The sequence below is a fragment of the Streptomyces griseoviridis genome (assembly GCF_005222485.1).
GTDB lineage: Bacteria > Actinomycetota > Actinomycetes > Streptomycetales > Streptomycetaceae > Streptomyces > Streptomyces hintoniae.
The window spans coordinates 8,209,347-8,231,654 of sequence record NZ_CP029078.1 but is presented as its reverse complement, the minus strand read 5'-3'; the positions used below and the strand labels follow the sequence as shown (position 1 = coordinate 8,231,654).

Sequence of the window (22,308 nt, the reverse complement as noted above, 5' to 3'; positions counted from 1 at the left end):
CCTCGGGCGGCGACCGGCTCCTGGCAGGCTCTACCGCGGCTGCCAGGTGAACTTGTCGCCGCCCACCCAGCGCACCACGTCGGGGTCGTCCAGGTCGTGGATGACGATGCCGCGCACGGCGGCGACCCTGAGGACGTCGATGAGGGCCGTCGCCTCGCCCACCACCTCGCCGTCGATCTCGACGATCCGGAACGGCGGCCTGCCCGGCTGCACCCCGAGCACCATGATCCGCGGACGGGAGAGGTGCGGGCTCGCGAATTCGGTCATGCAATAGAGCCTAGAACGCATCGCGACGTCACGAATGGTCGGGTTCGTTCGGTTTTTAACCGATCCGGGCAGGGGCGGCATGCCGTCCCCGCCCGCCGGGACCGACCGGAGGAGGCGGCCATGGACCCCGTCGAGGCGCTGGAGCGCATCGCCTTCCTGCTCGAACGGTCCCTGGCGCCGCCCTACCGCGTCCGCGCCTTCCGGACCGCCGCCCGGGTCCTGTCGGCGCTGTCGGCGGAAGAGGTCCGCGAGCGGGCCGGTGACGGCTCCCTGGAGTCCCTCAAGGGCGTCGGCCCGAAGACCGCGCAGGTGGTGCGGGAGGCCCTCGCGGGGCAGGTACCCGGCTATCTGACCACGGCGGAGCGCGAGGACGCGCGGGCCGGACCGCCCGTCGAGGGCGGCGAGCGGCTGCGGGCGCTGCTGCGCGGCGACTGCCATCTGCACTCCGACTGGTCGGACGGCGGCAGCCCGATCGAGGAGATGGGCCGGGCCGCGGCCCGCCTCGGGCACGAGTGGGCGGTGCTCACCGACCACTCCCCCCGGCTGACCGTGGCCCGCGGCCTGTCACCCGAACGGCTCCGCGAGCAGCTCGCCGAGGTGGCCGCCCTGAACGCCTCCTGGGCACCGTTCAGGCTGCTCACCGGCATCGAGTGCGACATCCTCGACGACGGCGGCCTCGACCAGGAGCCCGAGCTGCTCGACCAGCTCGACGTGGTCGTCGTCTCCGTCCACTCCAAGCTGCGCATGGACGCCCGCGCCATGACCCGCCGGATGGTGGCCGCCGTCCGCGATCCGCGCTCCGACATCCTCGGCCACTGCACCGGACGGCTGATCGGCGGGCGCGGGCGGCCGGAGTCGGAGTTCGACGCCGACGAGGTCTTCGCGGCCTGCGCGGAGACCGGCACGGCGGTGGAGATCAACAGCAGGCCCGAGCGGCTCGACCCGCCCCGCAGGCTGCTGCGCCGGGCCGTGGACGCCGGGGTCCTCTTCTCGATCGACACGGACGCGCACGCGCCGGGACAGCTGGACTGGCAGGGGTACGGCTGCGCCCGCGCCGAGGAGTGCGGGGTGCCCGCCGAACGAGTGGTGACGACCTGGCCCGTCGACCGGCTGCTGACCTGGAGCAACAGGGGGTGACTCAGGTCACGGCGGTCGGCGGGAGGGTCAGGAACAACCAGGGGCGGTCCTCCGTTGAACCAGTCGTGGGAGCGGACGGAACAGTGTCCCCGGGCCTCACCCTCCGCCCACAGGGACGATCGTTCGGCTGAAGCCCTGTGGAGCCTTTCGCCGAGAGGCGACCGCCGTCCGCCCCCACCCTGTGACCGCCCCGGCCGCGATTCCCCCGTCCGGCCGGGGCTCTCCTCTGTCCGCTCCGGCGCTCTCCGCTTGACTTGGAGAGCACTCCAATCCGTAGCGTCATGGGCATGAGCACTGCACAGCACAAGATCGGTTCGGGATTCGGCGCGACCAGCACGGCCGACGACGTCCTGGAAGGCATCGACCTCACCGGCAAGCTCGCGATCGTCACCGGCGGCTACTCCGGCATCGGCCTGGAGACCACCCGCGCGCTGGTCAGGGCGGGCGCCCACGTCGTCGTCCCGGCCCGCCGCCGGGCCACCGCCGAGGAGGCGCTCGCCGGACTCGACGGCGTCGAGGTGGACGAGATGGACCTCGGCGACCTGGAGAGCGTGCGCGCCTTCGCGGAGCGGTTCCTCGCCTCCGGACGCACCATCGACATCGTCATCGACAGCGCCGGGATCATGGCGTGCCCCGAGACCCGGGTCGGGCCCGGCTGGGAGGCGCAGTTCGCCACCAACCACCTCGGCCACTTCGCCCTCGTCAACCGGCTCTGGCCGGCCATCGCGCCCGGCGGCGCCCGGATCGTCTCGGTCTCCTCGCGCGGCCACCACAACTCCGGCATCCGCTGGAACGACATCGACTGGCAGGACGGCTACGACAAGTGGCAGGCCTACGGGCAGGCCAAGACCGCGAACGTGCTGTTCGCCGTCCACCTCGACCGGTTGGGCCGCGACTCCGGTGTCCGCGCCTTCGCGCTGCACCCAGGCGGCATCCTCACCCCGCTCCAACGGCACCTGCCCAAGCGGGAGATGGTGGAGCGCGGCTGGATCGACGAGAACGGCGAACCGCTCGACCCGCAGGGCTTCAAGACCCCGCCGCAGGGCGCGGCCACCCAGGTGTGGGCGGCGACCTCACCCGCGCTTGACGGCCTCGGCGGGCTCTACCTGGAGGACTGCGACGTCGCCGAACCCGCCCCCGAGGACGGCGCGGGCTTCGGCGTGAAGGCGTGGGCGGTCGACCCCGACCAGGCGGCCCGCCTGTGGGAGCTGTCGGCACGACGGACGGGCGTGAACGCCTTCGCCACGGACTGACCTGGCCGGGGCTCTCACTCCTCCCGCTCGCCCACCTCGTAGACGTCCTTGACCTTCACCTCGGCGACGCCCCGGCCCTCGGGGAACACCTGGCGCCAGTCGCCGATCACATGGAGCTCGTCGGTGCCCATGGCGCGGACCACCGTGAGTCCCTCGTCGTACGCCTTGAACGCCTTGGTCCAGAGGTTGGCGAAGGCCTGGGAGCGGATCAGGTGCATCCAGTCCGGGCGGTACAGCTCACGGTTGTAGTTCGACTCCCCCATCGTGGAGACGAACTTGGAGTACATCGCCTTGACGTACTCCAGCGTCACCTCGTCGTCCTCGGTGATCGCCCGGTCGCGGGCGTCCTTCAGCGCGACACGGAACTTCTCCAGAAGCCCTTCGGTCGCGCCCGAGGTGAACGACTCGTGGATCTCGGGGGGTTCGCACAGTCCGTACTTCGGCCCCGACAGGCGCAGCAGGAGCCGCAGGGTGGGTTCGGTGACCCAGAGCGGGCCCGGCTCGTCCCGGTCGCCGATCGGGTCGGGCAGGTGGTCGCCGTGCTCCCAGCGGGCCGGGGTGATCAGGTGGACGCCGGCTCGCCTGCGGTCGTGGCCGAGTCCGGCGGAGTGTTCCAACTGGCCGATCGGCAGGTGGGTCTTGAGGGCGGACAGATAGGCGCCGTTGATGTCGAGCGCGGTCACCTCGTGCACGCCGGAGGGGAGTTCGGGCCGCGCCCACTTGGGGCGGGCCTCCCAGATCAGGTCAGGGCCGCGCGCGCTCTGCTTGCGCAGCACCTCCGGGATCCAGGGGTGCGCGATGACGTCGTACCTGCCGCCCTTGCGGCTGTGGTCGAGCAGCGCCATCGCGTCCGGGATGGCGCGCTTCACCAGCGCGGCGGTGGCGGCCTTGACGTCGCCGTCGTGCGCGGCGAGCGCGGCCGTGACGGCGTCGGCGATCAGGTCGGGTTCGGCCGCGTCGGCGGCCCGCATCCGCCGGCCCGCGGGGACCACCCGTACCGGCCGGTCCGAGCCGCGCGGCTTTCCCGGGGCCGGGCCGGACGCGGGTGCGGCACCGGCCCGTGCTCCCCGCGGCGCCCGCGCCTTCCCGGATTCGGGCTCGGGCTCCGGTTCCTGTCGTCGCTCCTGCGCGGGAGTGCCGCACTCCCCCGGGTCCAGGTGCTGCGGGAATCCGGCGACCTGGTGACGGGCGGAGCCACCGCACAGCACACAGGGGCGCGGGACGGCGAGCGGCTCGACGTCGTCGTCGGCTTCGGTGGTGGGGTGCGCGGCGGTCTCGGGGGTGGCAGCGGGGGCCGGGGCGGTCGCGGCGTGAGGAGTGTGCGGGGAGCCTGGGCCGTGCGGGACGTCCGGTGCGGTCGGTGCGGTGGGGGTGTGGGGGGCCGCCGAGGCGTTCGGCGGCGCGGCGGGCGGCTCCGTGCGGGCCGCCAGTCTGGTGCGGGCTCCCTGTAGGAAGTACGCGTACTTGTCGCGGACCTCGCCGCCGGGGTCGCGTCCGCTCTCCCAGCCGCCGACCGTGGACGGGCTCACGCCGAGGGCCAGCGCGACCTGGGCGCGGGAGAGGTTCAGTCCCTCGCGCAGCGCGCGTCGCTCCTCGGGCGTCGGCAGCGGCGCCTCCTCGCGGGCGGCGGCCAGCAGGGCGTCGATCGCCTCGAAGTCCGTCATCGGGTCACCTCTCTCGCACGCGCGGGCCGGCGTCGCCGGGCGGGCAGGGTCTCGCACGCGCGGGTCGGTCCGGCGAGCAGGTCGAGGACGTCGATGCCGAAGTGGGCGGCGAGCGCGTCGCAGTCGGCGAGGGTCCAGGCGGCGCTGCCCGACTGGCGGCGGCTCACCTGGGCCTGGCCGACCCCGAGCGATGCGGCGATCTCCGCCTGGGAGGCGCCGGTGGCCTGCATCAGCGCGGCCACCGACGACCTCACGCGGTCTCCCAAGGTCAGTCCCATGATCCGACCCTATCCGCAGTCGATGCGGATTCCGCATGCGCCATGCCGAGGCCGCATGAGGGGACGCGGTCAGTGCGGGGTGCGCTCCTCCATCGCCGTGCGCCACGCGGGGGCCGGGCCCTCGGGGGCAGGCTCGGCGCGTCGGCCGCCACGGGTGAAGAAGTCCGCGAGCGGCAGGATCGCGGCGCCGACGGTGACCGCGTCAGGGCCGAGCCTGCCGAGGTCGACGGTGACCTTCTCGGCGGGGTGGCGCAGCGCGTACGACATGGCGTACCTGCGCACCGACGGCAGGAAGCGGGCGCCGAGCTGGAGGCCGGCCCAGCCGCCGATGAGGATGCGCTCGGGCTGGAAGAGGTTGATCAGGTCGGACAGGCCCGCGCCCAGGTACTCCGCCGTCTCCTCCAGGACGGCGAGGGCCACCGGGTCGGCCTCGGTGCCCTCGGGCGGGTAGGCGGCGGCGAGCAGCGCGGTCAGCGCGGTCTCCTCGTCGGCGGGCGGACGGCCGCCCTCCTCGCGCCAGCGTTCGATGAGCGACTCGGCGCCCGCGTACGCCTCCAGGCAGCCGAGCGCCCCGCACCGGCAGCGGCGCCCCCTGACCCGGACGGTCAGATGCCCCCATTCGACCGCGCGGCCGTGCTCGACCTCGGGGGTGACGAGGCAGGCGCCGACGCCGGAGCCGAAGAGGACGACGACCGCGTTGCGGGCGCCGCGCCCGCCGCCGAACCACATCTCGGCCTGGCCGAGCGTCTTGGCGCCGTTGTCAATGAAGTACGGCACGGATTCGGGGAGTTGGGAGGTGGCGCGGAGCAGGCTCTCCAGCGGGACGTCGTACCAGCCGATGGTCTGGCCGTGCACGACGGCGCCCCGGTCGGGGGTGCGTTCGACGATGCCGGGGACGCCGATGCCGACGCCGAGGAGCTGCTCGGGGGCGATCCGGGCCTCGGCGAGCACTTCCGCGACGCCGTCACGGATGTGGCCGACGATGCCCTCGACCTCGTAGCGACGCTGCGCCAAGGGGCGTTCGGCGCGGGCGAGTTCGGTGAGGGTGAGGTCGAACAGCTCGATCCGCACCCGGGTCTCGCCGACGTCCACGCCGATCATGTGGCCGCTGCCGGGCGCGACCCGCAGCAGGGTGCGCGGCCGGCCGCCGTCGGAGTCGACGCTGCCCGCCTCCTCGACCAGTCCGTCGGTTACGAGGTCCGAGACGACGTTGCTGACCGATCCCGAGCTGAGGCCGGTGGCCGGTCCCAGTTCGAAGCGGCTGAGGGGTCCGTCGAAGTAGAGCCGTTGCAGCACGGCCGTGCGGTTGGCTCGTCTGAGGTCGCGTACCGTGCGCCCGTTCCGCCCCGCCATGTGGCTCCCTTCGCACCCTGTTCGACCTGCAACATACCCCCGGAAGCGGGCCCGGCGCGACTTTCCTCCAACCCTTAGTTCACGCTGTGAGCTAAGAGACGGGCGACAGCGCGTCGATCTCGTCGAGGGCGGCGACCAGGTGCGGCGCGACCGCTCGCCGCACCCAGTCGAGGTGTGCGGCGTCCGCTCGGCGCGGGACCACCTCGGTCAGCATGATCAGGTAGAGGTAGCCGCGGTAGAGGGCGAGCCGCAGGCGTTCGGGCGCGTCGAAGGCGGCTCGGCCGCCCGCCTCCCGGTATCCGGCGAGGAAGGCGTCGTCGCCCCGGAGGTCGCCCAGCAGGGCGAGGGAGACGAAGTCGGCGAGCGGATCGCCCCAGAACATCCGCTCCCCGTCGACGAGTCCGCCGACGCGGGGCGTGCCGGTGGAGCGGTCGACCAGGATGTTGCCGGGCCAGAGGTCGAAGTGGACGAGGCGCGGGACGGTGACGGCGTCGAGGGCGTCGTACCCGGCGGCGAGGGTCGCGGCGATGGCGTCGACGGGGCGCGGCAGCCACGGGCGGTGGTCGCGGGCGTCGGCGAGGACGGCGTCCAGCATGGTGGTGAAGGCGGTGCGCCAGTCGGGGGCGAGCGGGCCGAGGGCGCCGGACGGGTAGCCGAAGCCAGGCCCGGTGACCTGGTGCAGGCGCGCCACCAGACGGCCCAACTCCACGCGCAGGAGCCTCCGTTCGGCGTCGGTGAGAGTGTCGTCGTCCCACGGGGTGCCGGGCAGGGCGGTCATCAGGAGCCGGTCGCCGGGCACCAGGACGCGCGGCGCGGGCACCCCGGCTCGGGCCGCGCCCGCGGCGAACTCCGCCTCGTTGACGAGGAGTCGGCGTTCGTGGCGCAGCCCCTCGGCGGCCGGGGCGACCTTCAGGACGTAGCGCCCGCCGCCGGTGAGGCGGAGTTCCTCGACGGTGTTGTAGGTGCCGCCGGTCAGCGGGGTGAGGTGGGTGAGGGCGTCGGGCGCCAGGCCGGCCGCCGCCAGGATCTGCCGGGCCCGCGCCCAGGAGTCCGTCATCCCGCGCCCACCTCTTCCCTCCGGTCAGCCGCCCGCGTACACGTCCTCGACGTAACGCCCTTGCGCCATCAGCGTGTCGAGCCAGCCGTCGGCGTCCTGGGCGTCGGCGCCGGGTGTGCGCTCCCGGTACAGGGTACGGAACGCGTCCCGTACGCCCGGTGCCATCCGGGAACCGTCACCGCAGACGTACACCCGGGCCCCGGCGGCGAGGAGGGTCCAGATCTCGTCGGCCTCGGCGGCGATCCGGTGCTGCACGTACCGGGCGCCGTTCTCGGGGGCGGCGCTGAAGGCGGGGCGCAGGGCGACGGCCCCGGCGCTCTCGGCGGCGCGCAGTTCGGCCGCGTGGAGGTAGTCGGCGTCGGGGTCGTCGCAGCCGAAGTAGCAGAGCGCGGGGGCGAGTTCGGCGCCGTTCGCGAGGGCCGCGAGGCGGTCGGCGACGGCGCCTCGGAAGGGCGCGAGGCCGGTGCCGGCCGCGACCATGACGACGGGTGTGCCGGTGTCGGTGGCGTCGAGGCGGAAGGCGTCGCGGCAGGGCTGGACGCGGGCGAGGACGGTGTCGCCCGGCGCGAGGCCGGCGAGGTGCCCTGAGCCGATGCCCCGGTGGACTCCCCTGCCCGAGCGGGCGGGTGCCTGGAGGACGGAGACCATCAGGTCGGCGTGGCGTGGGTCGACGGCGGGCGAGGAGGAGATCGAGTAGGGGCGGGGGCGCAGCGGGGTGAGGAGGTCGAGGATGCCGGGCCAGTCGAGGGCGCCGCGCAGGGCGGGGTGGTCCTCGACGAGTTCGACGAGGGTGCGGGGGTCGTCGGCGGTGAGGGCGACCAGGCAGGCGCGTTCCGGCGGGCAGGGGTTGGCGGCGGCGAGGGCGGCCCGTTGGGCGGCGGTCGGGCGGCTCTGCAACTCCACGTGATGGGTGAGGAGTTGGCGTGCGGTCAGCGGGCGGTCCACGGCGAGGCCGTCGCGGCGGGGGCGGCCGGCGCGGATGTCGAGGACGGCGCCGGGGTCGATGCCGAGGGCGGCGGCGGCGCGGTCGACGAGGGCCGGCGGGTTGGCGGGGAGCACGGTGAGGTGGTCGGCGGTGCGGTAGGTGACGCCGTCGGGGAGGGCGACGCGGACGAAGCGCTTGCGGCGCGGGTGGCCGGGCGCGGTGAGGTCGCGGGTCTCGGTGACGGTCATGGGCACGAGTCGGTGGCGGTCGGCGAGCGCGTCGAGGGGGCCGCCGGTGAGGACGCGGACCTGGTAGCCGTCGTCGGGCGCGGCGTCGTGCGGGGCGTCGTGCGGGGCGTCGGGGTCGCCGTGCCTGGTCAGCAGGGCTGTGCGCAGCCGGTCGGTGAACTCCCTTACGGCGCCGGTGAGATCGCCGGAGGCGTCGGCGGCGGCGCGGTCGACGAGGCGGGTGGCGCCCTGGGCGGCGAGGCGGTCGTCGACGCGGGTCGGGACCTGCTGGTAGGTGGCGGCCCAGTTGCGGTCGCCGACGCCGAGGACGGCGTAGGTGACGCCGGACAGGTCGTGGGTCTCGTCGAGGCGGGCGGCGAAGGCGGTGGCGTCGTCGGTGGGGCGGCCGTTGTAGGAGGCGGCGGTGATGACGACGGCGCGGTCGGTGGGCAGTCCGTGGGCGTAGGCGTCGAGGGGTGCGACCTCGGTCGCGCAGCCGATCGCGGCGGCCTCGTCGGCGAGGCGGGCGGCGAACTCGCGGCAGGTGCCGTAGTTGCTGCCGTGCAGGAACAGCGCGGCGGTGCCGGGCCTGACCCGGGCCGGCCGGGCGCGGGGGTCGGTGGCGCGCGGGGCGGTGGGGGCCGGTTCGGCCGGGCGGACGCGGTCGGCGGGGGTGCGCGGGGTGAGGAGCAGGGTGAAGCCCTCGGGCTTGAGGGTGAGGGTCTCCTTCACCTCAAGGGCGTAGTCGGCGTGGTCGCCGAGCCGGTAGCGGTGGACGAGCATGGCCAGCAGCATCGTCGCCTCGTGGAGGGCGAACTGCCGTCCGATGCAGGCGCGTTCGCCGGTGCCGAAGGGCTTGAATGCGTGCACCGGGCGGTTCGCCTCGGCCTCGGCGGTGAAGCGGGCGGGGTCGAACAGTTCGGGGTTGTCGCCCCAGACGGGCTGGCGGTGCAGCATCGGGGCGAGGACGGTGACGGCCTCTCCCGCGCGCAGCGGTATCCGGCCGCCGAGCAGGGTGTCGGTCAGGGCGTGCCGGCCGAAGGCGGCGGCCGTCGGCCACAGCCGCAGCGCCTCGTTGAGGACCTGCCGGGTGCGAGTCAGCCTGCCGATCTCGTCGTACGTCGGGTCGAGGTCGGTCCGCTCGCCCCACAGGGCGTCGACCTCCTGTTGGACCAGGCGCAGCGCGGTGGGGTCCTTGGCCAGGTGGTAGAGGGCGAACGACATGGCGCCCGAGGTCGTCTCGTGTCCTGCGATGAGGAAGGTGATGACCTGGTTGCGGATGTTGGCCGTGTCGAGGGTGGTGCCGTCGGCGGGGTGGGTGGCGCCGAGCATCAGGCCGAGGAGGTCGTCGGTGCCGCTCTGGTCGGTGCCCGCGCGGGCGGCGATGACGTCGTCGACGACCCGGGCGAGATGGTCGGCGTCGGCGCGGAAGGCGGTGTCGGCGGCGGTGTGGTCGGCGCCCGGGGTACGGCCGAGCCGGTGCATGCTCCATTCGAGGCAGCGCACCATGGACTCGACGAACGGGTGGGGTTCGGTGCGTTCGAAGGACCCGAAGTCGTAGCCGAATCCGGCGAGTCCGATGGTGTCGAGGGTCATCCGGGTCATGTCGTCGGCCACGTTCACGGGGTGTCCGGCGTGGGCGGCGCGGTCCCAGGCGCCGATCAGGCGGCGGGACACCTCCAGCATCACCGGGTGGTAGGTGCGCATGGAGCCGAGGGCGAAGGCGGGCATCAGGATGTCGTGCGCCTTGGCCCAGTTGGGCTCGTCGTTGTAGGCGGTGAAGAGTCCGTCGGCGGTGAACTCGCGGACGTTCTGGAGGGCGGGTCCGACGTGCTTGGCGAACCGGGTCTCGTCGGCGAGTTCGGTCACCAGGTCGAGGTCGGCGACGAACAGGGCGTCCCGCCCGTGCAGTCGGCGCACCAGCACCGGGCCGTGCTCGCGCATCAGGCCCATGACCTGCTGGACGGGGGCGCGTCCCGGCCCGGTGGCACTGATGTCGACGACGGGCACGGCGGCGAGCGTCTCGGCGGCGTAGGGATGCGGTGCGGTGGGGGGCATGGCGCGACAACTGCCTTTCACGGTACGGGAGTCCTGTTCCCCAAGCGTGGTCGGCCGAGGCCGCGTCGGCGGGCCGCGGAACTACATGATTGTGTAGTGCGCGAGCGTGGGGCGCCCTTGCGCCGGACGCGGCGGCGTGGCAGGAGGCGGACGTGGACCTGAACCAGCAGAGCGAGGACGCCGTGGTGTGGCGCAACCGGGCGCTCACGCTGTTCGACCGCGTGATGTCGCCGGTCGCGGTGTGCGACGTGTACGGCGGGGTGCAGTTGGCGAACCCGGCGATGGCGGCCGAGTGCGGCACCACGCCGATGCGGCTGCGCGGCCAGGACATTCTGGAGCTGTTCCGGCCGCTGCGGGCCACCGAGGTGGAGCGGGTCGTCGAGGCGCTGCGGCTGCGGCACCGCTCGCGCTACCAGGTGTCGGTGAGCTGGCCGGGTCCCGACAAGGCCGAGCGGTACGGCGAGTTGACGGCCGACCCGGTGAGCGACACCGTCGGGGAGACGCCCGCGCTGCTGGTGACGTTGCGGGTGATCGGCGGTCCGGAACCGGCCCGCGACCCGCCCGTTGAGCGGGTGTCGCCGACGGAGGCGCGGATCCTGGCGCTGCTGGCCGGCGGCGCGACGACCGCGCGGGCCGCCCGTGAGACCGGCCTGACGACGGACGGCGTCACCTACCACCTGCGGCGGCTGACGGCCCGGTGGGGCGCCGCGAACCGTACCGAACTGGTCGCCCGCGCCTACGCGTTGGGGGTGCTGACCCCGGGGACGTGGCCGCCGCGGGCGTAGGGCCCGTCCGCCCCTCACCGTCTGACGGGCGACGGACGACGGGCGACGGACGACGAGCAACGGGCAACGGGCAACGGGCAACGGGCAACGGGCAACGCACGACAGGCGAGAGCGACGAGCGACGGCGTGAACGGTCAGAGGCTCCGGGCGGTGCCCGCGCCCGGTGGGGCGCCGAACCTGGCCAGCGTGTGCCAGACCTTCTTGAGGTCCTGGCCCTCGTGGCGGCCGGTGCGGGCGGCGTCCCCGATGGCCCTCGGGTCGAGGACGCCGTCCCTGGCGATCCGGGCACCGAGGTCGACGTACTCCTGCCCCCGGTAGCCGGCGTGCCGGCGCAGTTCGGGCACGGTGAGGCGGTAGCCGGGGTGCCAGGCGACCGGGCAGGGCAGCCGGCGGGCCGCCGCCTCCACGGCGGTGCCCCGGTAGCAGGCGTCCAGGACGAGCGCCTCGACGTCCCGGGCGAGCGGGAGTCCGCCGTGCACCTGGGCCTCTATGTAGTCGTCGAGGGCGTCCCTGGTGTCGGCGTCGGCGAGGGCGGTCAGGCGGTGGGCGGCGGCGGTGCCGAAGTCGGTCGGCTCGGCCGCGCTGTCCGGGTAGCAGAAGGTGGCGCGGGTCAGCGCGGAGGGGGCGAGCCTGAAGTGGCAGGAGCCGAACCTCGGTGCGGCGCCGACGACTTGGCGCCGGAAGTCGAGAGCGCCGTACACCGGCCGCTGGTGCGGGTCGGCGTCGTCGTAGGCGCCGCCGAAGATCCGGCTCTCCCAGCGCCACCGGTCGCCGCCGGGGTGCGCGGTGAGGCCGCCGTTGCTGGTCCCGGTGACGAACTGGGAGTGGTAGGCGCCGTCCCTGGCGAGCGCGTCCAGGATGGGCAGGCCGCCGGCCGTCCTGTCCGGGTGGAAGTTCAGGGTGATGCGGAGTCCGGGCGCGAGGGGCGGTCCCGCCGAGCGGGCCGCCACATGGCGCAGTGCCCGCCGGGCGCGCTCACCGCCGGCGTTCCCCGGGTTCCCTAAATCCATTGGCTTCCCCCCGCCGGTCACGTCTACGCTGGATGAGCAGAAAACCTAGGAACCCTAGGCTTCAGGCGTCAACCTACAGGAGTCTCCCTAATGAAATCGCTGACCGAACAGGAGATCCGCGCCTCCTTCGTCAACTGCTCGAAGGGCGAGGCCAAGCGTCTCGCGGTCCCCCGTGACCTCGACGAGCGCCCCTGGGAGCATCTGGACTTCCTCGGCTGGCGCGATCCCGGCGCCCCCGACCGCAGCTATCTGGTCGCCGAGCGGGACGGCGGGCCCGTCGGCGTCACCCTGCGGTTCCCGCCCTCCCAGCGCGGGTTCCTGCACCGCAGCATGTGCTCCCTGTGCCTGACCACCCACCCGGGCGGCGGAGTCTCCCTGATGACCGCGCGCAAGGCGGGCCCGGCGGGGCGCGAGGGCAACTCCGTCGGCGTGTACATGTGCACGGACCTGGCCTGTTCGCTCTATGTGCGCGGCCGGAAGATCCCGGACAGCGGGCTGCGCATGGAGGAGAGCCTCACGGTGGCCGAGCAGATCGCCCGCACCACGGGCAATCTCTCCGCCTTCCTCGACAAGGTGCGGAGCTGACGGGAGCGGCGGACCACACGGCGAGGCGGCGGGCGGGCGGGGCCGGGGGCAACGCCGGGGGGCGGGGCCGGGGCCGGGGGGCGACGCCGGGGGGCGACGCCGTACGGAGGCCGACAGCCGTTCTCTCCGCGTGATCATGTTCGAGTCCCGCGCGGACGGGGAACAGCCCGAGGATGCGCGATCTACGTGAGGCGACGGCGGTCCTGAAGGACCTTCTCGGCCGCCACCGGGACCCGGTGGTGGTCCAGACGCTGCGTTCGGCCGTCGCGGCGACGGTCGCGTACGTCGTCGCCCTGCGCATCAGCTCCGAGGCGGCGCCGCTCACCGCGCCCCTCACCGCGCTGCTCGTCGTGCAGGTCACCCTCTACGCCACCCTCACCAACGGCATCCGCCGGGTGAACGCCGTGGTCGCGGGCGTGCTGGTGGCCATCGGGTTCAGTCTGCTGGTCGGCCTGACCTGGTGGAGCCTCGCGCTGCTCATCGTGGCCTCACTCGGGGTCGGCCATCTGGTGCGGGTGCACGAGTACGTGCCCGAGGTGGCGATCAGCGCGATGCTGGTCCTCGGGGTCACCGCCGTCGGCGACACCGCCTGGGACCGGGTGGTGGAGACGTTGATCGGCGCGGTCGTCGGGCTCGCCTGCAACCTGCTGCTCGCGCCGCCCGTGTGGGTGGACGAGGCGGGCGAGTCGATCGAGGGGCTGGCCCGGCGGGTGCGGCTGCTGATGCTGCGGATGGGCGAGGAGGCGGCGGGCCGCACCCCCGTCGACCGGGCCACCGAACGGCTGTACGAGGCGCGCAGGCTCGACCACGACATCGTCGAGGTGGACGCGGCGCTGCGGCAGGCCGAGGACAGTCTGCGGCTCAATCCGCGGGTCAGGGAGGGGCTGCTGCACCGGGTGGTGCTGCGGACCGGTCTCGACACGCTGGAGATCTGCACGGTGGTGCTGCGGGTGCTCGCTCGCACCTTCACCGACCTCGCCAAGCGGCGGGACCCTGAGCCGCTGTTCGGGCCGGGCACCGGCGCCGTCGTCGAACAGCTGCTCGGCGAGGTCGCGGACGCCGTGGTCAGCTTCGCGGTGCTGGTCACCAGCGACGTCAGCCGCAACGCGCAGTCGGCCGAGGCGCGGCTGGCGTCCGGGCTCCAGACCGCGACGGCGACCCGGGACAAGCTCGCGCAGCTCCTCCTGGAGGAGGTCAGGCGCGACGAGCGGCAGTGGCAGCTGCACGGCGCGGTCCTGACCGAGGTCGACCGCATCCTCGACGAACTGGACACCGAGCACCGCACCCGCCGCCTCTTCGAGGAGCTGGACCGGGTCTCGCGCGAGCAGCGCGCGCGGCTGCCGCGCCTGGACCGGCTGCGGGAGGGCGTGCGCGCCTCCGGGGCGCTGCGGGCCCTGCGCCGGAACCTCCGAGCCCTCGCCCGTCGTTCTCCCTGACACGGGCACCGGGAGGCGGCAGGCGTTCCGGGCACCGGGAGCGAGGGGGCGGGCCGATGACGGACGGGATCGTGCGGGTCGAGGGGAACACACTGCGGCTGCCCGGTGGGGTGACGGTGCGGTTCGTACGGACCCTGCGGCTGCCCGAGTCGGGCACCCATCCGCTGCCGCCGGGGCTCGGCGAGTTCCCGGTGCGGCGGGTCGCGGACTTTCCCGACACCGTGCCCGAGGCGTGGCGGGCGCGGGGTGGCGTGATGCTGCCGGTGTACCTGCGGGAGGCGATGTGGCTGAGCTTTGCGGGGACGGCGCGGCCGGCGGCCCTCCAGGTCGGCGTGGGCAAGGTGTGCGCGGTGTCGGGCGAGCCGTGGAGCGACCGGCTGAGCCGGGATCCGCAGAACTACCTGGTGCTCCCCCGCCAGCCCTGGCTGGACGGCATCAACTCCGGCTCGGGCACGGTCCGCCAGTTCGTGGCGGTGCCGCTGGGACTCGGCGCGACCGTCGAGGGCCAGGTCACTGGGGAGGAGGTGTGGGGCGGCGTGCAGCTGCGGTCGTTCCCGCTGGCCCCCGAGGCGCTGGCCAGGTGGCGGGAGGCGGAGCGGCGGCGGGCCCTGCTGAGCGCGCGCAGGCGGGTTCCGCCGGGCGCCGGCTTCGGCGGCCCGCCGGCCTCGGCACCCCTGCCCGCGCCGTCGGCGCCGCTGGGCGCGGGCGCGCCGCGGGCCGCCGTGGCGATGGGCCTGGGGGTGGGCGGTTCGATGCGGCAGGAGGTCTACGCGGACGAACGGCCCGTGACGGACTGGGCCGAGGAGCCCGCGGGCCGGGTCTTCGTCCATCTGGTGACGCCCCCTGAGTGGCGCCGCATCACCGGCGAGGCGCCGCCGCCGTCACCGGTGGACCGGGCCGCGTACACCGGGGCGGGGCTGCCCTGGTTCGACTACTACGACCAGGACGCCGACGATCTCGCCCCCACGGCCGCCCTGGAGGCGGTCGAGCCGGTCGGCGCCTGGCTCGGCGACGACCACGAGCCCTGGACCCCACCAGAGGACCACCAGGTGAAACCCCTGGGCGACCCCGCGGGCAAGCCGGTGGAGGACGGCGACTGGTGACACCGGAGGCCCCGCACGGAGGGGCCAGGTCGGTGGCTGCGGACCGGTGGAGGACGGCGACTGCTGACACCCGGGGCCGCGCGCGAAGGGGCCGGGTCGGTGGCTACGGCCCGGTGGAGGACGGCGACTGCTGACACCCGGGGCCGCGCGCGAAGGGGCCGGGTCGGTGGCTACGGCCCGGTGGAGGACGGCGACTGCTGACACCCGGGGCCGCGCACGGAGGGGCCGGATCGGTGACTACGGCCCGGTGGAGGACGGCGACCGGTGACACCCGGGGCCGCGCACGGAGGGGCCGGATCGGTGACTACGGCCCGGTGGAAGACGGCGACCGGTGACACCCGAGCCCCCGCGCGAAGGGCCGGATCGGTGACTACGGCCCGGTGGAGGACGACGACCGGTGACACCCGGGGCCTCGCACGGAGGGGCCGGGTCGGTGGCTACGGCCCGGCGGAGGACGACTACCGGTGACACCCGAGACCCCGCGCGAAGGGCCGGAACGGTGGCTACGGCCCGGCGGAAGACGACGACCGATGACACCCGAGACCCCACACGAAGAGGCCGGATCGTGGGGTCGCGGAGGGACCGGCCCCTGGTGCGACCCGCGCGGCGCCAGCCGTTTCTTGCGTCCCCGGGGTCGGCCGGGTCAAGGTGGCCGGGACACGTGGACGGCGATCATCCGAGGTGCGGGCATGGGCAGTGCGGCGGCGGCCGGGGACCCCGGCGTGAGCAGACGGCGGTTCGTGGCGGCGCTCGCCGGGACGGCCGCCCTGCCGGCCTGCTCACGGGCCCAGGCCCCGGCCGAGGCCACCGTCACCCACCACGCGACGCGCCCCGGGCCGACGGCGGCCTCCCCCGCGCCCTCGGCGACCGGGCCGCGCCCGCTCTACGTCGGTACCTACACCTCGGCCGAGGGCGGCGGGAAGGGCATCGGGATCGCCGCCTACGACCCGGTGTCCGGCCGGATCAGCGGCGCCGGAACCCTCACCGGGGTCCCCGATCCCTCGTATCTGGTGGTGGGTCCCGGCGGGCGGACGCTGTACGCGGTCGACGAGCGGGAGGCCGGCGCGGTGACCGCCGTGCGGCTCGCCGACCGCGCGGTGCTGGGAAGCCGGAGCACCGGCGGGTCCGCGCCCTGCCATCTGTCCGTGCACCCGAGCGGACGGTGGCTGCTGAGCGCGAACTACGGATCCGGCAGCGTGGCCGTGCACCCGATCGACGCCTCGGGCGCCCTCGGCGAGCGCGCCGACCTGGTGACGCACCGCAGCCCGGCGCCAGGACCCGGCCAACAGGGGCCGCACGCGCACCAGTTCACGACCAGCCCGGACGGCGGCCATGTCCTCGCCGTCGACCTCGGCACGGACACGGTCTACAGCTACCGTCTCGATCCGCGCACCGGCAGGCTCACGGAGGTGGCGCGGGCCGCCGCGCGGCCGGGTGCCGGGCCGCGCCATCTGACGTTCCACCCGGGCGGGCGCCACGCCTACCTGGCCAACGAGTTGGACGACACGGTGACGGTGTGCGAGTACGCGCCCGACACCGGGCGGTTGACGATCGGCGCACCGCAGCCGACCGGTTCGGGCGCGGGCACCAACTACCCGGCGCAGATCCTGGTGACGTCGGACGGGGCGTACGCGTTCCTGGCCAACCGCGGCCACAACAGCCTGGCCCGCTACGCGGTGGAGGCCGACGGCGCGCGGTTGCGGCTGCTGGGCACGGTGCCGGTGGCCGGGGACTTCCCCCGGCAGATCGCCCTCTCGCCCGACGGCCGGCTGCTGTTCGCGGCGAACCAGCGCTCCGGCACCGTCAGCGTCTTCCACGTCGACCCGGGCAGCGGTGAACTGCGGCTCGCGGGGGCTCCGTTCGCGTCACCCGTCGCGGTCTGTGCGCTGCCGCTGTAGGGCGCGCGGGCAGGAGGCCGCGCTCGCCTGGCCGAGCAGGACGTGCATCCGCTCGGTGAGCTGCCCGACGTCGTCGGCGGGCGCGTGGAACGGCAGGCGTACGTCGCCGTGGCCGCTGATGCGCTCGATCCGCAGGGTCAGTCCGTGCCGGTCGACGGCGAGGGGCTGGACGCGGACGGTGCCGTGCAGGCTCTCGCGGTCGACGAGCCGGGTGAGCCGCTCGACGGCGTCGCCGTGGCAGTCGGCGAGGTGTGTCAGCAGCCGGGCCTCGGCGGTGGCGAGCGGGTCGGGGCTCGCGGCGGCGAACTCGTCGAGGGCGACGACGACCGCGCCGGACGGCGGGCGCAGCACCACGCGGGTGGCGTGGAAGGCGAGTCGGCCCTCCTCGAGGGTGAAGAACCCGGCGAGCCAGAGCCGGGCCCTGATCCGGCTGCGGACCGGGACGGGCGCGACGTCGGCGAACTCCAGCACGGCGGACGGCTCACCGCGCGGCGCGCAGATCGCGGCCGTCAACAGGGCGCTGTCCTCGGGTACTTCGAGCAGCACCCGGCCGTCGTCCGCCACGGTGTGCGCTCCGACGAACTCCTCGCGTCCGCCGTCCGCGGTCACCGCGCAGGACCACGAGGCGGCGAGCACCGAGCGGGCCCGTTCCGCCGCCGCCGGCGCGGCCGTCCAGCTGTCGCTGTCGCCCATCCTGGAACCTCCTCATTAGGTAAGCCTTGCCTAACCTACCGAAGATCGGGGTGCACGCCAACCGCGGGCCGCCGACACCGGCGGCCGAACCGCTCTTTCAGGACGCGATGACCCCCAGCAGCGCCCGCGCGCACAGGTCGCGGACCTGCTCGCGGGAGAGCCCGGGACCGCGCAGCCACTCCAGGCAGACGGCGGTGGTGAAGGCCAGCCACCCGCGCACCGCGAGCGCGGCGTCGGGGCGGTCGCGGACGGCGGCGCCGAACTCCGGGTCCGCCGCGAGGGCGGCGAGGATCTGCCGCTCCTGGGCGGCCAGCGCCCGCTGGTAGACCTTCCGCACGGCCTGGTCGCCCGCCGCGTCGGCGCGGTGGAAGGCACGGAAGCCGTGGGCGTGCGCGTGGACGTACTCCAGATACGTGTCGAGCCCGGCGGCGAGCTGTTCGCGGGCCGGCACCCCGGGCACCGCCTCCGTCATCCGCAGCATCCGCTCGCTCTCGCGCTCGACGACCGCGGCGAAGAAGTCCCGTTTGGTCGGGAAGTAGTGGTAGAGCAGCCCGCGGGAGACCCCGGCGATCTCGGCGACCTGCTCGATCCACACGTCGTCGTACGGGCTCTCGGAGAACAACCGGGCGCCGACCGCGAGGAGTTGCTCACGGCGCTCCTGCGTGCTGAGCCTGCGGCGGGTGCGCTCGCCCTGGTTCGCGGCCATGCCCGCACTGTACTCAACCCACCTCGGGCGCAGCGTACTTGACGTCAGTTCAACAGCCGGATCAGACTGGTGACCACTATTGAATCGACGTACAACACGCGCAACCTGCCGCAGGAGCGAGGGAGATCGCGCCATGGCCAAGACGACGACGGCCACCGGACTGCCCAAGGGGTTCCGTGACGCCGGACAGGGCTGGCCCGAACTGGCCCGCCTGCCGCACCCGCCGCACCGGCTGCCCTTCCTCGGCGACGTGCTCGGCGCGAGCAGGCACACCCCCCTCCAGGACACGCTGCGCCACGCCCGCGCCCTCGGCCCGGTCTTCCGGCGCAAGGCGTTCGGCAAGGAGTTCGTCTTCGTGTGGGGCGCCCGCGAGGTGGCCGACCTGGCCGACGAGGCCCGGTTCGCCAAGCACGTCGGGCTCGGGGTGGCCAATCTGCGCCCGGTGGCCGGGGACGGCCTGTTCACGGCGTACAACCAGGAACCCAACTGGCAGTTGGCGCACGACGTGCTGGCGCCCGGCTTCAGCCGGGAGGCGATGGCCGGCTACCACCCGATGATGCTGGCGGTGGCCGGGCGGCTGACCGACCACTGGGACCGCGCCCTCGCGGCGGGCCACGCGGTGGACGTGCCGGGGGACATGACGAAGCTGACCCTGGAGACGATCGCGCGCACCGGCTTCGGGCACGACTTCGGCTCCTTCGAAAGGACCCGCCCGCATCCCTTCGTCACCGCGATGGTCGGCACCCTCGGCTACGCGCAGCGCCTCAACACGGTCCCCGCCCCGCTCGCCCGCCTGCTGCTGCGGGGCGCCGCACGGCGCAACGCGGCCGACATCGCCTACCTGAACTCCACCGTCGACGACCTGGTCGCGCGGCGGCGGACGGCGGCGGGCGACGGCGATCTGCTCGACCGGATGCTGGCGACCGCGCACCCGGTCACCGGCGAACGGCTGTCCGCGCGCAACGTCAGGCGCCAGGTGATCACCTTCCTGGTCGCCGGTCACGAGACGACGTCAGGCGCGCTCTCCTTCGCCCTGCACTACCTCTCCCGGCACCCCGAGATCGCCGCGCGGGCCCGCGCCGAGGTGGACGCGGTGTGGGGGGACGCGGAGTCGCCCGGGTACGACCAGGTCGCCAAGTTGCGCTATGTGCGGCGGGTGTTGGACGAGTCGCTGCGGCTGTGGCCGACCGCGCCCGCCTACGCGCGGGAGGCCGTCGAGGACACCGTGCTGGCCGGTGAGCACCCGATGCGGCGCGGCGCGTGGGCGCTGGTCCTGACGGCGATGCTGCACCGGGACCCCGAGGTGTGGGGCGCGGACGCCGAGCGCTTCGACCCGGACCGCTTCGAGCCTGGCGCGGTGAGGTCCCGGGCGCCGCACACCTTCAAGCCGTTCGGGACGGGCGCGCGGGCCTGCATCGGGCGGCAGTTCGCGCTGCACGAGGCGACGCTGGTGCTCGGTCTGCTGCTGCGCCGGTACACGCTGGTGCCCGACCCGGCCTACCGGCTGCGGGTCACCGAGCGGCTGACGCTGATGCCCGAGGAGCTGCGGCTGCGCCTGGAGCGGCGGCAGGCGCCCGTCGGGACCGGGGCGTCCGCCGCCGTCCCCGGGCCGCCGTCAGCCGAGCCGCGCTGTCCAGTGCGCCGGGCGGGTGACTGACGCGGGCAGCCGGGTCCCCACGCTGCCCCTGGCCGCGTCGAGCTGGGGCTGGGTGAGGAAGACCGCGCCGGTCAGATCGGCGTCGGTGAGGTCGGTGTCGCGCAGGTCGGCGCCGATGAGATCCGCGCCGCGCAGGTCGGCCCCGGTCAGGTCGGCGGCGATCAGATAGGCCCCGCGCAGGTCGGCGCCCCGCAGGTCGGCGCCCTTGAGGCGGGCGCCCATCAGGTCCGCGCCCCGCCGGTTCTTCCCGCGCCCCCGGTTGCCGGCCCGCGCCAGTTCGCTGGCGCGCAGCAGCAGGACGTTGACCCGCTGCCGGTGCGCGGCCACGTCGAGCGCGAGCAGCTCCTCGGGCGGCCGGCCGGTGAGGCCCTCGGTCTCCGTGAGCAGCGCGCGCAGCTCCGCGTGCAGCGGGCGGGCCGGGGCCAGGGTGAGCGCCTCGGTGAGGTAGCGGAGCAGTTCGTGGAGCTGGCGGACGACCGGGAAGACGTCGAACATCTGCCGGGCCCGCTCGGGCGGTCCCGTGCGCCAGTCGCGTCCGCCGAAGACGGCCTGCGACACCTGCTGGCCGGCGCCGAAGCAGTCGTAGACCGTGCAGCCGGTGAACCCCTCCTGGCGCAGCCGGGCGTGGATGCCGCACCGGTGGTCGCCGCCGAGGTTCGGGCAGGGGGTGCCCGCCTTCTTGTCGACCGCGAAGTCGGCGGACGCGGTGAACGGCAGGGCGACGCAGCAGAGCCCGAAACACCGCCCGCAGTCGGCGCGCAGCGCCTCCGTCATGCCGTCCACCTCCAGGGCCGCACAGTAACGCGCCCGCCCGGGGTGCCGGGCGGGCGCTCACTCCTCAAGACGGGTGTCACACCTCGTCGCGGGTGAGGGCGAGGAGGCGGTCGAGGACGCGGGGGCCGCCGGCCCGGACGCCGTCGTGCTCGAACTCGTCGGTGACCCAGGTGCGCAGGCCGCGGATGGAGCGCGCGGTCTCCAGCGCGTGGGCGGTGTCGACGTACATGTCGTCGTGGTAGACGGCGGCGGCGACCGGGACCTCGTTCTCGGCGAGGCGGGCGCGGTCGTACAGGGGGGTCCAGTCGGTGCGGGCGGCGAGGAGCTCGGCCGTCTCGCGCAGCGGGCGCAGCGCGGGATCGCAGTCGAACAGCCAGGGGTGGATCGTTTCGCCGGTGAACAGCAGCGGTCCCTCGCCGGCCAGCGCCTTGGCCGCGTCGAACTGCGGGAACTCGGCGCGCACCCGTTCGGCCGACCAGTCGGTGGGGCGGGCGTCCTGGCCGTAGATCGCCTCGTGGATCAGGGCGTAGAGGGGGTGCCCGGCGAAGGAGAGCTGGGCCTGGACCTCTTCCTGGAAGGCGTCGGAGAGTTCCGGACCGCCGGGGGTGCGGACGAAGGCGTTCTCCAGCAGGAAGTGCAGCCGGTGGCTGCCGTCGCCGCCGCCGAGGACGATGCCGAGGGACTGGAACGCCTCGACGGTGAGCCGGTAGCCGTTCGGCAGGGTCACCTCGTGGGCGAGCAGGTGGTCGGCGATGCGGCGGGCGCGTTCGACGTCCTGCGGGTAGCGCCGGTAGTGGGCGGCGACCTTGCGTTCGATGCGCGGGTAGGCGGCCCGGTAGACGTCGTCGGCGTGCGCGTCGAGGGAGGGCAGGCCGCCGGTGATGACGGCGGCGGTGAGGCCCTCGGGGGCCATGGAGAGGTAGGAGACCGCGCAGAAGCCGCCGAAGCTCTGGCCGAGGACGGTCCAGGTGGCGCCGCCGGTGACCAGGGGGCGGATCGTCTCGCAGTCCCGGACGATCGAGTCGCCGCGGAAGTGGGCGAGGTGGTCGGCCTGTGCCTGCGGGCCGCCGCGCAGCGGGAGGGTCTGCCGGTTGACGGGGGTGGAGCGGCCGGTGCCGCGCTGGTCGAGGAGGAGCACGCGGTACTCGTCCAGGGCCCGGTCGAGCCAGGCGGGACGGCCGATGAAACGGTTCGCCCCGAACCCCGGGCCGCCCTGGAGATAGACCAGCCAGGGCAGGTCGCGGTCCGCGTCCTTGCTCGCGACGACCTCGCGGGCGTACAGCTCGATCGTCTCCCCCTCGGGGTCGGCGTGGTCGAGGGGCACGGTGAAGGTGCGGTCGGTGAGGACGACGCCGGGCTGACGGTACGTGGTGCTCAACAGGACTCCAGAGGCGGACGGGCTACGGGCCGCCGTCCAGTTCAGCACACGTTCTCCGGTCACC

General features: G+C 74.4%; 19 protein-coding genes. 8 read left to right on the top strand and 11 right to left on the bottom strand.

The features are described 5' to 3' along the window. Positions 1-30: 30 nt before the first annotated feature. Positions 31-267 carry a hypothetical protein gene (locus DDJ31_RS35545; protein WP_127176306.1) on the bottom strand — a complete coding sequence of 79 codons (237 nt, stop codon included), beginning with the start codon at positions 265-267 and terminating at the stop codon, positions 31-33. A gap of 120 nt (positions 268-387) precedes the next feature. Between DDJ31_RS35545 and DDJ31_RS35540 the strand changes: the two genes are divergently transcribed. Both DDJ31_RS35540 and DDJ31_RS35535 read left to right on the top strand, forming a co-directional pair. After that, on the top strand, positions 388-1,404 hold the full coding sequence (locus DDJ31_RS35540; protein ID WP_127176307.1) for a PHP domain-containing protein: 1,017 nt from the start codon (positions 388-390) through the stop codon (positions 1,402-1,404). Between the two features lie 287 nt (positions 1,405-1,691). Next, positions 1,692-2,657, top strand: coding sequence for an SDR family NAD(P)-dependent oxidoreductase (locus DDJ31_RS35535; protein WP_127176308.1), 966 nt, complete (start codon positions 1,692-1,694; stop codon positions 2,655-2,657). A 14-nt stretch (positions 2,658-2,671) separates the two neighbouring features. Here the strand turns inward: DDJ31_RS35535 and DDJ31_RS35530 are convergent, their stop codons facing one another. From DDJ31_RS35530 to DDJ31_RS35510, 5 genes are all read right to left on the bottom strand, one after another. Continuing rightward, the gene (locus tag DDJ31_RS35530; protein ID WP_127176309.1) at positions 2,672-4,321 is read right to left on the bottom strand and encodes a helix-turn-helix domain-containing protein; all 1,650 of its coding nucleotides are present in this window, start codon (positions 4,319-4,321) and stop codon (positions 2,672-2,674) included. Next, the gene (locus DDJ31_RS35525; protein ID WP_171480945.1) at positions 4,318-4,599 is read right to left on the bottom strand and encodes a helix-turn-helix domain-containing protein; all 282 of its coding nucleotides are present in this window, start codon (positions 4,597-4,599) and stop codon (positions 4,318-4,320) included. The genes DDJ31_RS35530 and DDJ31_RS35525 overlap by 4 nt, the downstream gene beginning before the upstream one ends. A 69-nt stretch (positions 4,600-4,668) precedes the next feature. Next, the gene (locus tag DDJ31_RS35520; protein ID WP_127176310.1) at positions 4,669-5,952 is read right to left on the bottom strand and encodes an ROK family protein; all 1,284 of its coding nucleotides are present in this window, start codon (positions 5,950-5,952) and stop codon (positions 4,669-4,671) included. Between the two features lie 91 nt (positions 5,953-6,043). Further along, positions 6,044-7,009 (bottom strand): phosphotransferase family protein, encoded by a 966-nt coding sequence (locus tag DDJ31_RS35515; protein ID WP_127176311.1) that lies wholly within the window; start codon positions 7,007-7,009, stop codon positions 6,044-6,046. A 24-nt stretch (positions 7,010-7,033) separates the two neighbouring features. Further along, entirely contained in the window at positions 7,034-10,219 is a 3,186-nt protein-coding gene (locus DDJ31_RS35510; RefSeq protein ID WP_127176312.1) for a bifunctional cytochrome P450/NADPH--P450 reductase, read from the bottom strand. Between the two features lie 224 nt (positions 10,220-10,443). On the opposite strand from DDJ31_RS35510, the gene DDJ31_RS35505 reads away from it, so the two are divergent. Next, positions 10,444-11,004, top strand: coding sequence for a PAS domain-containing protein (locus DDJ31_RS35505; protein WP_127182445.1), 561 nt, complete (start codon positions 10,444-10,446; stop codon positions 11,002-11,004). Positions 11,005-11,138: 134 nt separating this feature from the next. Here DDJ31_RS35505 and DDJ31_RS35500 read toward each other — a convergent pair whose 3' ends face one another. After that, positions 11,139-12,014, bottom strand: a complete 876-nt coding sequence (locus DDJ31_RS35500; RefSeq protein WP_127176313.1) for a DUF3626 domain-containing protein — start codon at positions 12,012-12,014, stop codon at positions 11,139-11,141. A gap of 90 nt (positions 12,015-12,104) precedes the next feature. On the opposite strand from DDJ31_RS35500, the gene DDJ31_RS35495 reads away from it, so the two are divergent. From DDJ31_RS35495 to DDJ31_RS35480, 4 genes are all read left to right on the top strand, one after another. Continuing rightward, a complete protein-coding gene (locus DDJ31_RS35495) occupies positions 12,105-12,599 on the top strand; it encodes an FBP domain-containing protein (RefSeq protein ID WP_127176314.1) in 495 nt (164 codons plus the stop codon). A gap of 173 nt (positions 12,600-12,772) precedes the next feature. After that, a complete protein-coding gene (locus DDJ31_RS35490; protein ID WP_127176315.1) occupies positions 12,773-14,035 on the top strand; it encodes an FUSC family protein in 1,263 nt (420 codons plus the stop codon). Positions 14,036-14,091: 56 nt separating this feature from the next. Beyond that, positions 14,092-15,138, top strand: a complete 1,047-nt coding sequence (locus DDJ31_RS35485; protein WP_127176316.1) for a hypothetical protein — start codon at positions 14,092-14,094, stop codon at positions 15,136-15,138. 689 nt (positions 15,139-15,827) lie between these two features. Next, positions 15,828-17,036 (top strand): lactonase family protein, encoded by a 1,209-nt coding sequence (locus DDJ31_RS35480; RefSeq protein WP_127176317.1) that lies wholly within the window; start codon positions 15,828-15,830, stop codon positions 17,034-17,036. On the opposite strand, the gene DDJ31_RS35475 is transcribed toward DDJ31_RS35480, so the two are convergent. Continuing rightward, complete coding sequence (locus DDJ31_RS35475) at positions 17,004-17,729, bottom strand: DUF2470 domain-containing protein (protein ID WP_127176318.1); 726 nt, start codon at positions 17,727-17,729, stop codon at positions 17,004-17,006. The genes DDJ31_RS35480 and DDJ31_RS35475 overlap by 33 nt on opposite strands. 97 nt (positions 17,730-17,826) lie before the next feature. Further along, positions 17,827-18,435: a TetR/AcrR family transcriptional regulator gene (locus tag DDJ31_RS35470; protein WP_127176319.1), complete on the bottom strand. Its 609-nt coding sequence runs from the start codon at positions 18,433-18,435 to the stop codon at positions 17,827-17,829. Between the two features lie 133 nt (positions 18,436-18,568). On the opposite strand from DDJ31_RS35470, the gene DDJ31_RS35465 reads away from it, so the two are divergent. Beyond that, positions 18,569-20,092, top strand: a complete 1,524-nt coding sequence (locus DDJ31_RS35465) for a cytochrome P450 (RefSeq protein WP_127176320.1) — start codon at positions 18,569-18,571, stop codon at positions 20,090-20,092. Here DDJ31_RS35465 and DDJ31_RS35460 read toward each other — a convergent pair. Both DDJ31_RS35460 and DDJ31_RS35455 read right to left on the bottom strand, forming a co-directional pair. Then, positions 20,051-20,866 carry a pentapeptide repeat-containing protein gene (locus tag DDJ31_RS35460; protein WP_127176321.1) on the bottom strand — a complete coding sequence of 272 codons (816 nt, stop codon included), beginning with the start codon at positions 20,864-20,866 and terminating at the stop codon, positions 20,051-20,053. The two genes, DDJ31_RS35465 and DDJ31_RS35460, sit on opposite strands and share 42 nt — an antisense overlap. Before the next feature lie 76 nt (positions 20,867-20,942). Continuing rightward, complete coding sequence (locus tag DDJ31_RS35455; protein WP_127176322.1) at positions 20,943-22,244, bottom strand: alpha/beta fold hydrolase; 1,302 nt, start codon at positions 22,242-22,244, stop codon at positions 20,943-20,945. Between the last annotated feature and the right edge of the window lie 64 nt (positions 22,245-22,308).

Bases quoted from the DNA above. Each gene is read 5' to 3' on its own strand.
- DDJ31_RS35460 (WP_127176321.1), bottom strand. From the start codon at position 20,866: ATGACGGAGGCGCTGCGCGCCGACTGCGGGCGGTGTTTCGGGCTCTGC.
- DDJ31_RS35525 (WP_171480945.1), bottom strand. From the start codon at position 4,599: ATGGGACTGACCTTGGGAGACCGCGTGAGGTCGTCGGTGGCCGCGCTG.
- DDJ31_RS35530 (WP_127176309.1), bottom strand. From the start codon at position 4,321: ATGACGGACTTCGAGGCGATCGACGCCCTGCTGGCCGCCGCCCGCGAG.
- DDJ31_RS35465 (WP_127176320.1), top strand. From the start codon at position 18,569: ATGGCCAAGACGACGACGGCCACCGGACTGCCCAAGGGGTTCCGTGAC.
- DDJ31_RS35495 (WP_127176314.1), top strand. From the start codon at position 12,105: ATGAAATCGCTGACCGAACAGGAGATCCGCGCCTCCTTCGTCAACTGC.
- DDJ31_RS35475 (WP_127176318.1), bottom strand. From the start codon at position 17,729: ATGGGCGACAGCGACAGCTGGACGGCCGCGCCGGCGGCGGCGGAACGG.
- DDJ31_RS35540 (WP_127176307.1), top strand. From the start codon at position 388: ATGGACCCCGTCGAGGCGCTGGAGCGCATCGCCTTCCTGCTCGAACGG.
- DDJ31_RS35505 (WP_127182445.1), top strand. From the start codon at position 10,444: ATGTCGCCGGTCGCGGTGTGCGACGTGTACGGCGGGGTGCAGTTGGCG.
- DDJ31_RS35470 (WP_127176319.1), bottom strand. From the start codon at position 18,435: ATGGCCGCGAACCAGGGCGAGCGCACCCGCCGCAGGCTCAGCACGCAG.
- DDJ31_RS35500 (WP_127176313.1), bottom strand. From the start codon at position 12,014: ATGGATTTAGGGAACCCGGGGAACGCCGGCGGTGAGCGCGCCCGGCGG.
- DDJ31_RS35490 (WP_127176315.1), top strand. From the start codon at position 12,773: ATGCGCGATCTACGTGAGGCGACGGCGGTCCTGAAGGACCTTCTCGGC.
- DDJ31_RS35520 (WP_127176310.1), bottom strand. From the start codon at position 5,952: ATGGCGGGGCGGAACGGGCGCACGGTACGCGACCTCAGACGAGCCAAC.
- DDJ31_RS35515 (WP_127176311.1), bottom strand. From the start codon at position 7,009: ATGACGGACTCCTGGGCGCGGGCCCGGCAGATCCTGGCGGCGGCCGGC.
- DDJ31_RS35545 (WP_127176306.1), bottom strand. From the start codon at position 267: ATGACCGAATTCGCGAGCCCGCACCTCTCCCGTCCGCGGATCATGGTG.
- DDJ31_RS35510 (WP_127176312.1), bottom strand. From the start codon at position 10,219: ATGCCCCCCACCGCACCGCATCCCTACGCCGCCGAGACGCTCGCCGCC.
- DDJ31_RS35480 (WP_127176317.1), top strand. From the start codon at position 15,828: ATGGGCAGTGCGGCGGCGGCCGGGGACCCCGGCGTGAGCAGACGGCGG.
- DDJ31_RS35485 (WP_127176316.1), top strand. From the start codon at position 14,092: ATGACGGACGGGATCGTGCGGGTCGAGGGGAACACACTGCGGCTGCCC.
- DDJ31_RS35535 (WP_127176308.1), top strand. From the start codon at position 1,692: ATGAGCACTGCACAGCACAAGATCGGTTCGGGATTCGGCGCGACCAGC.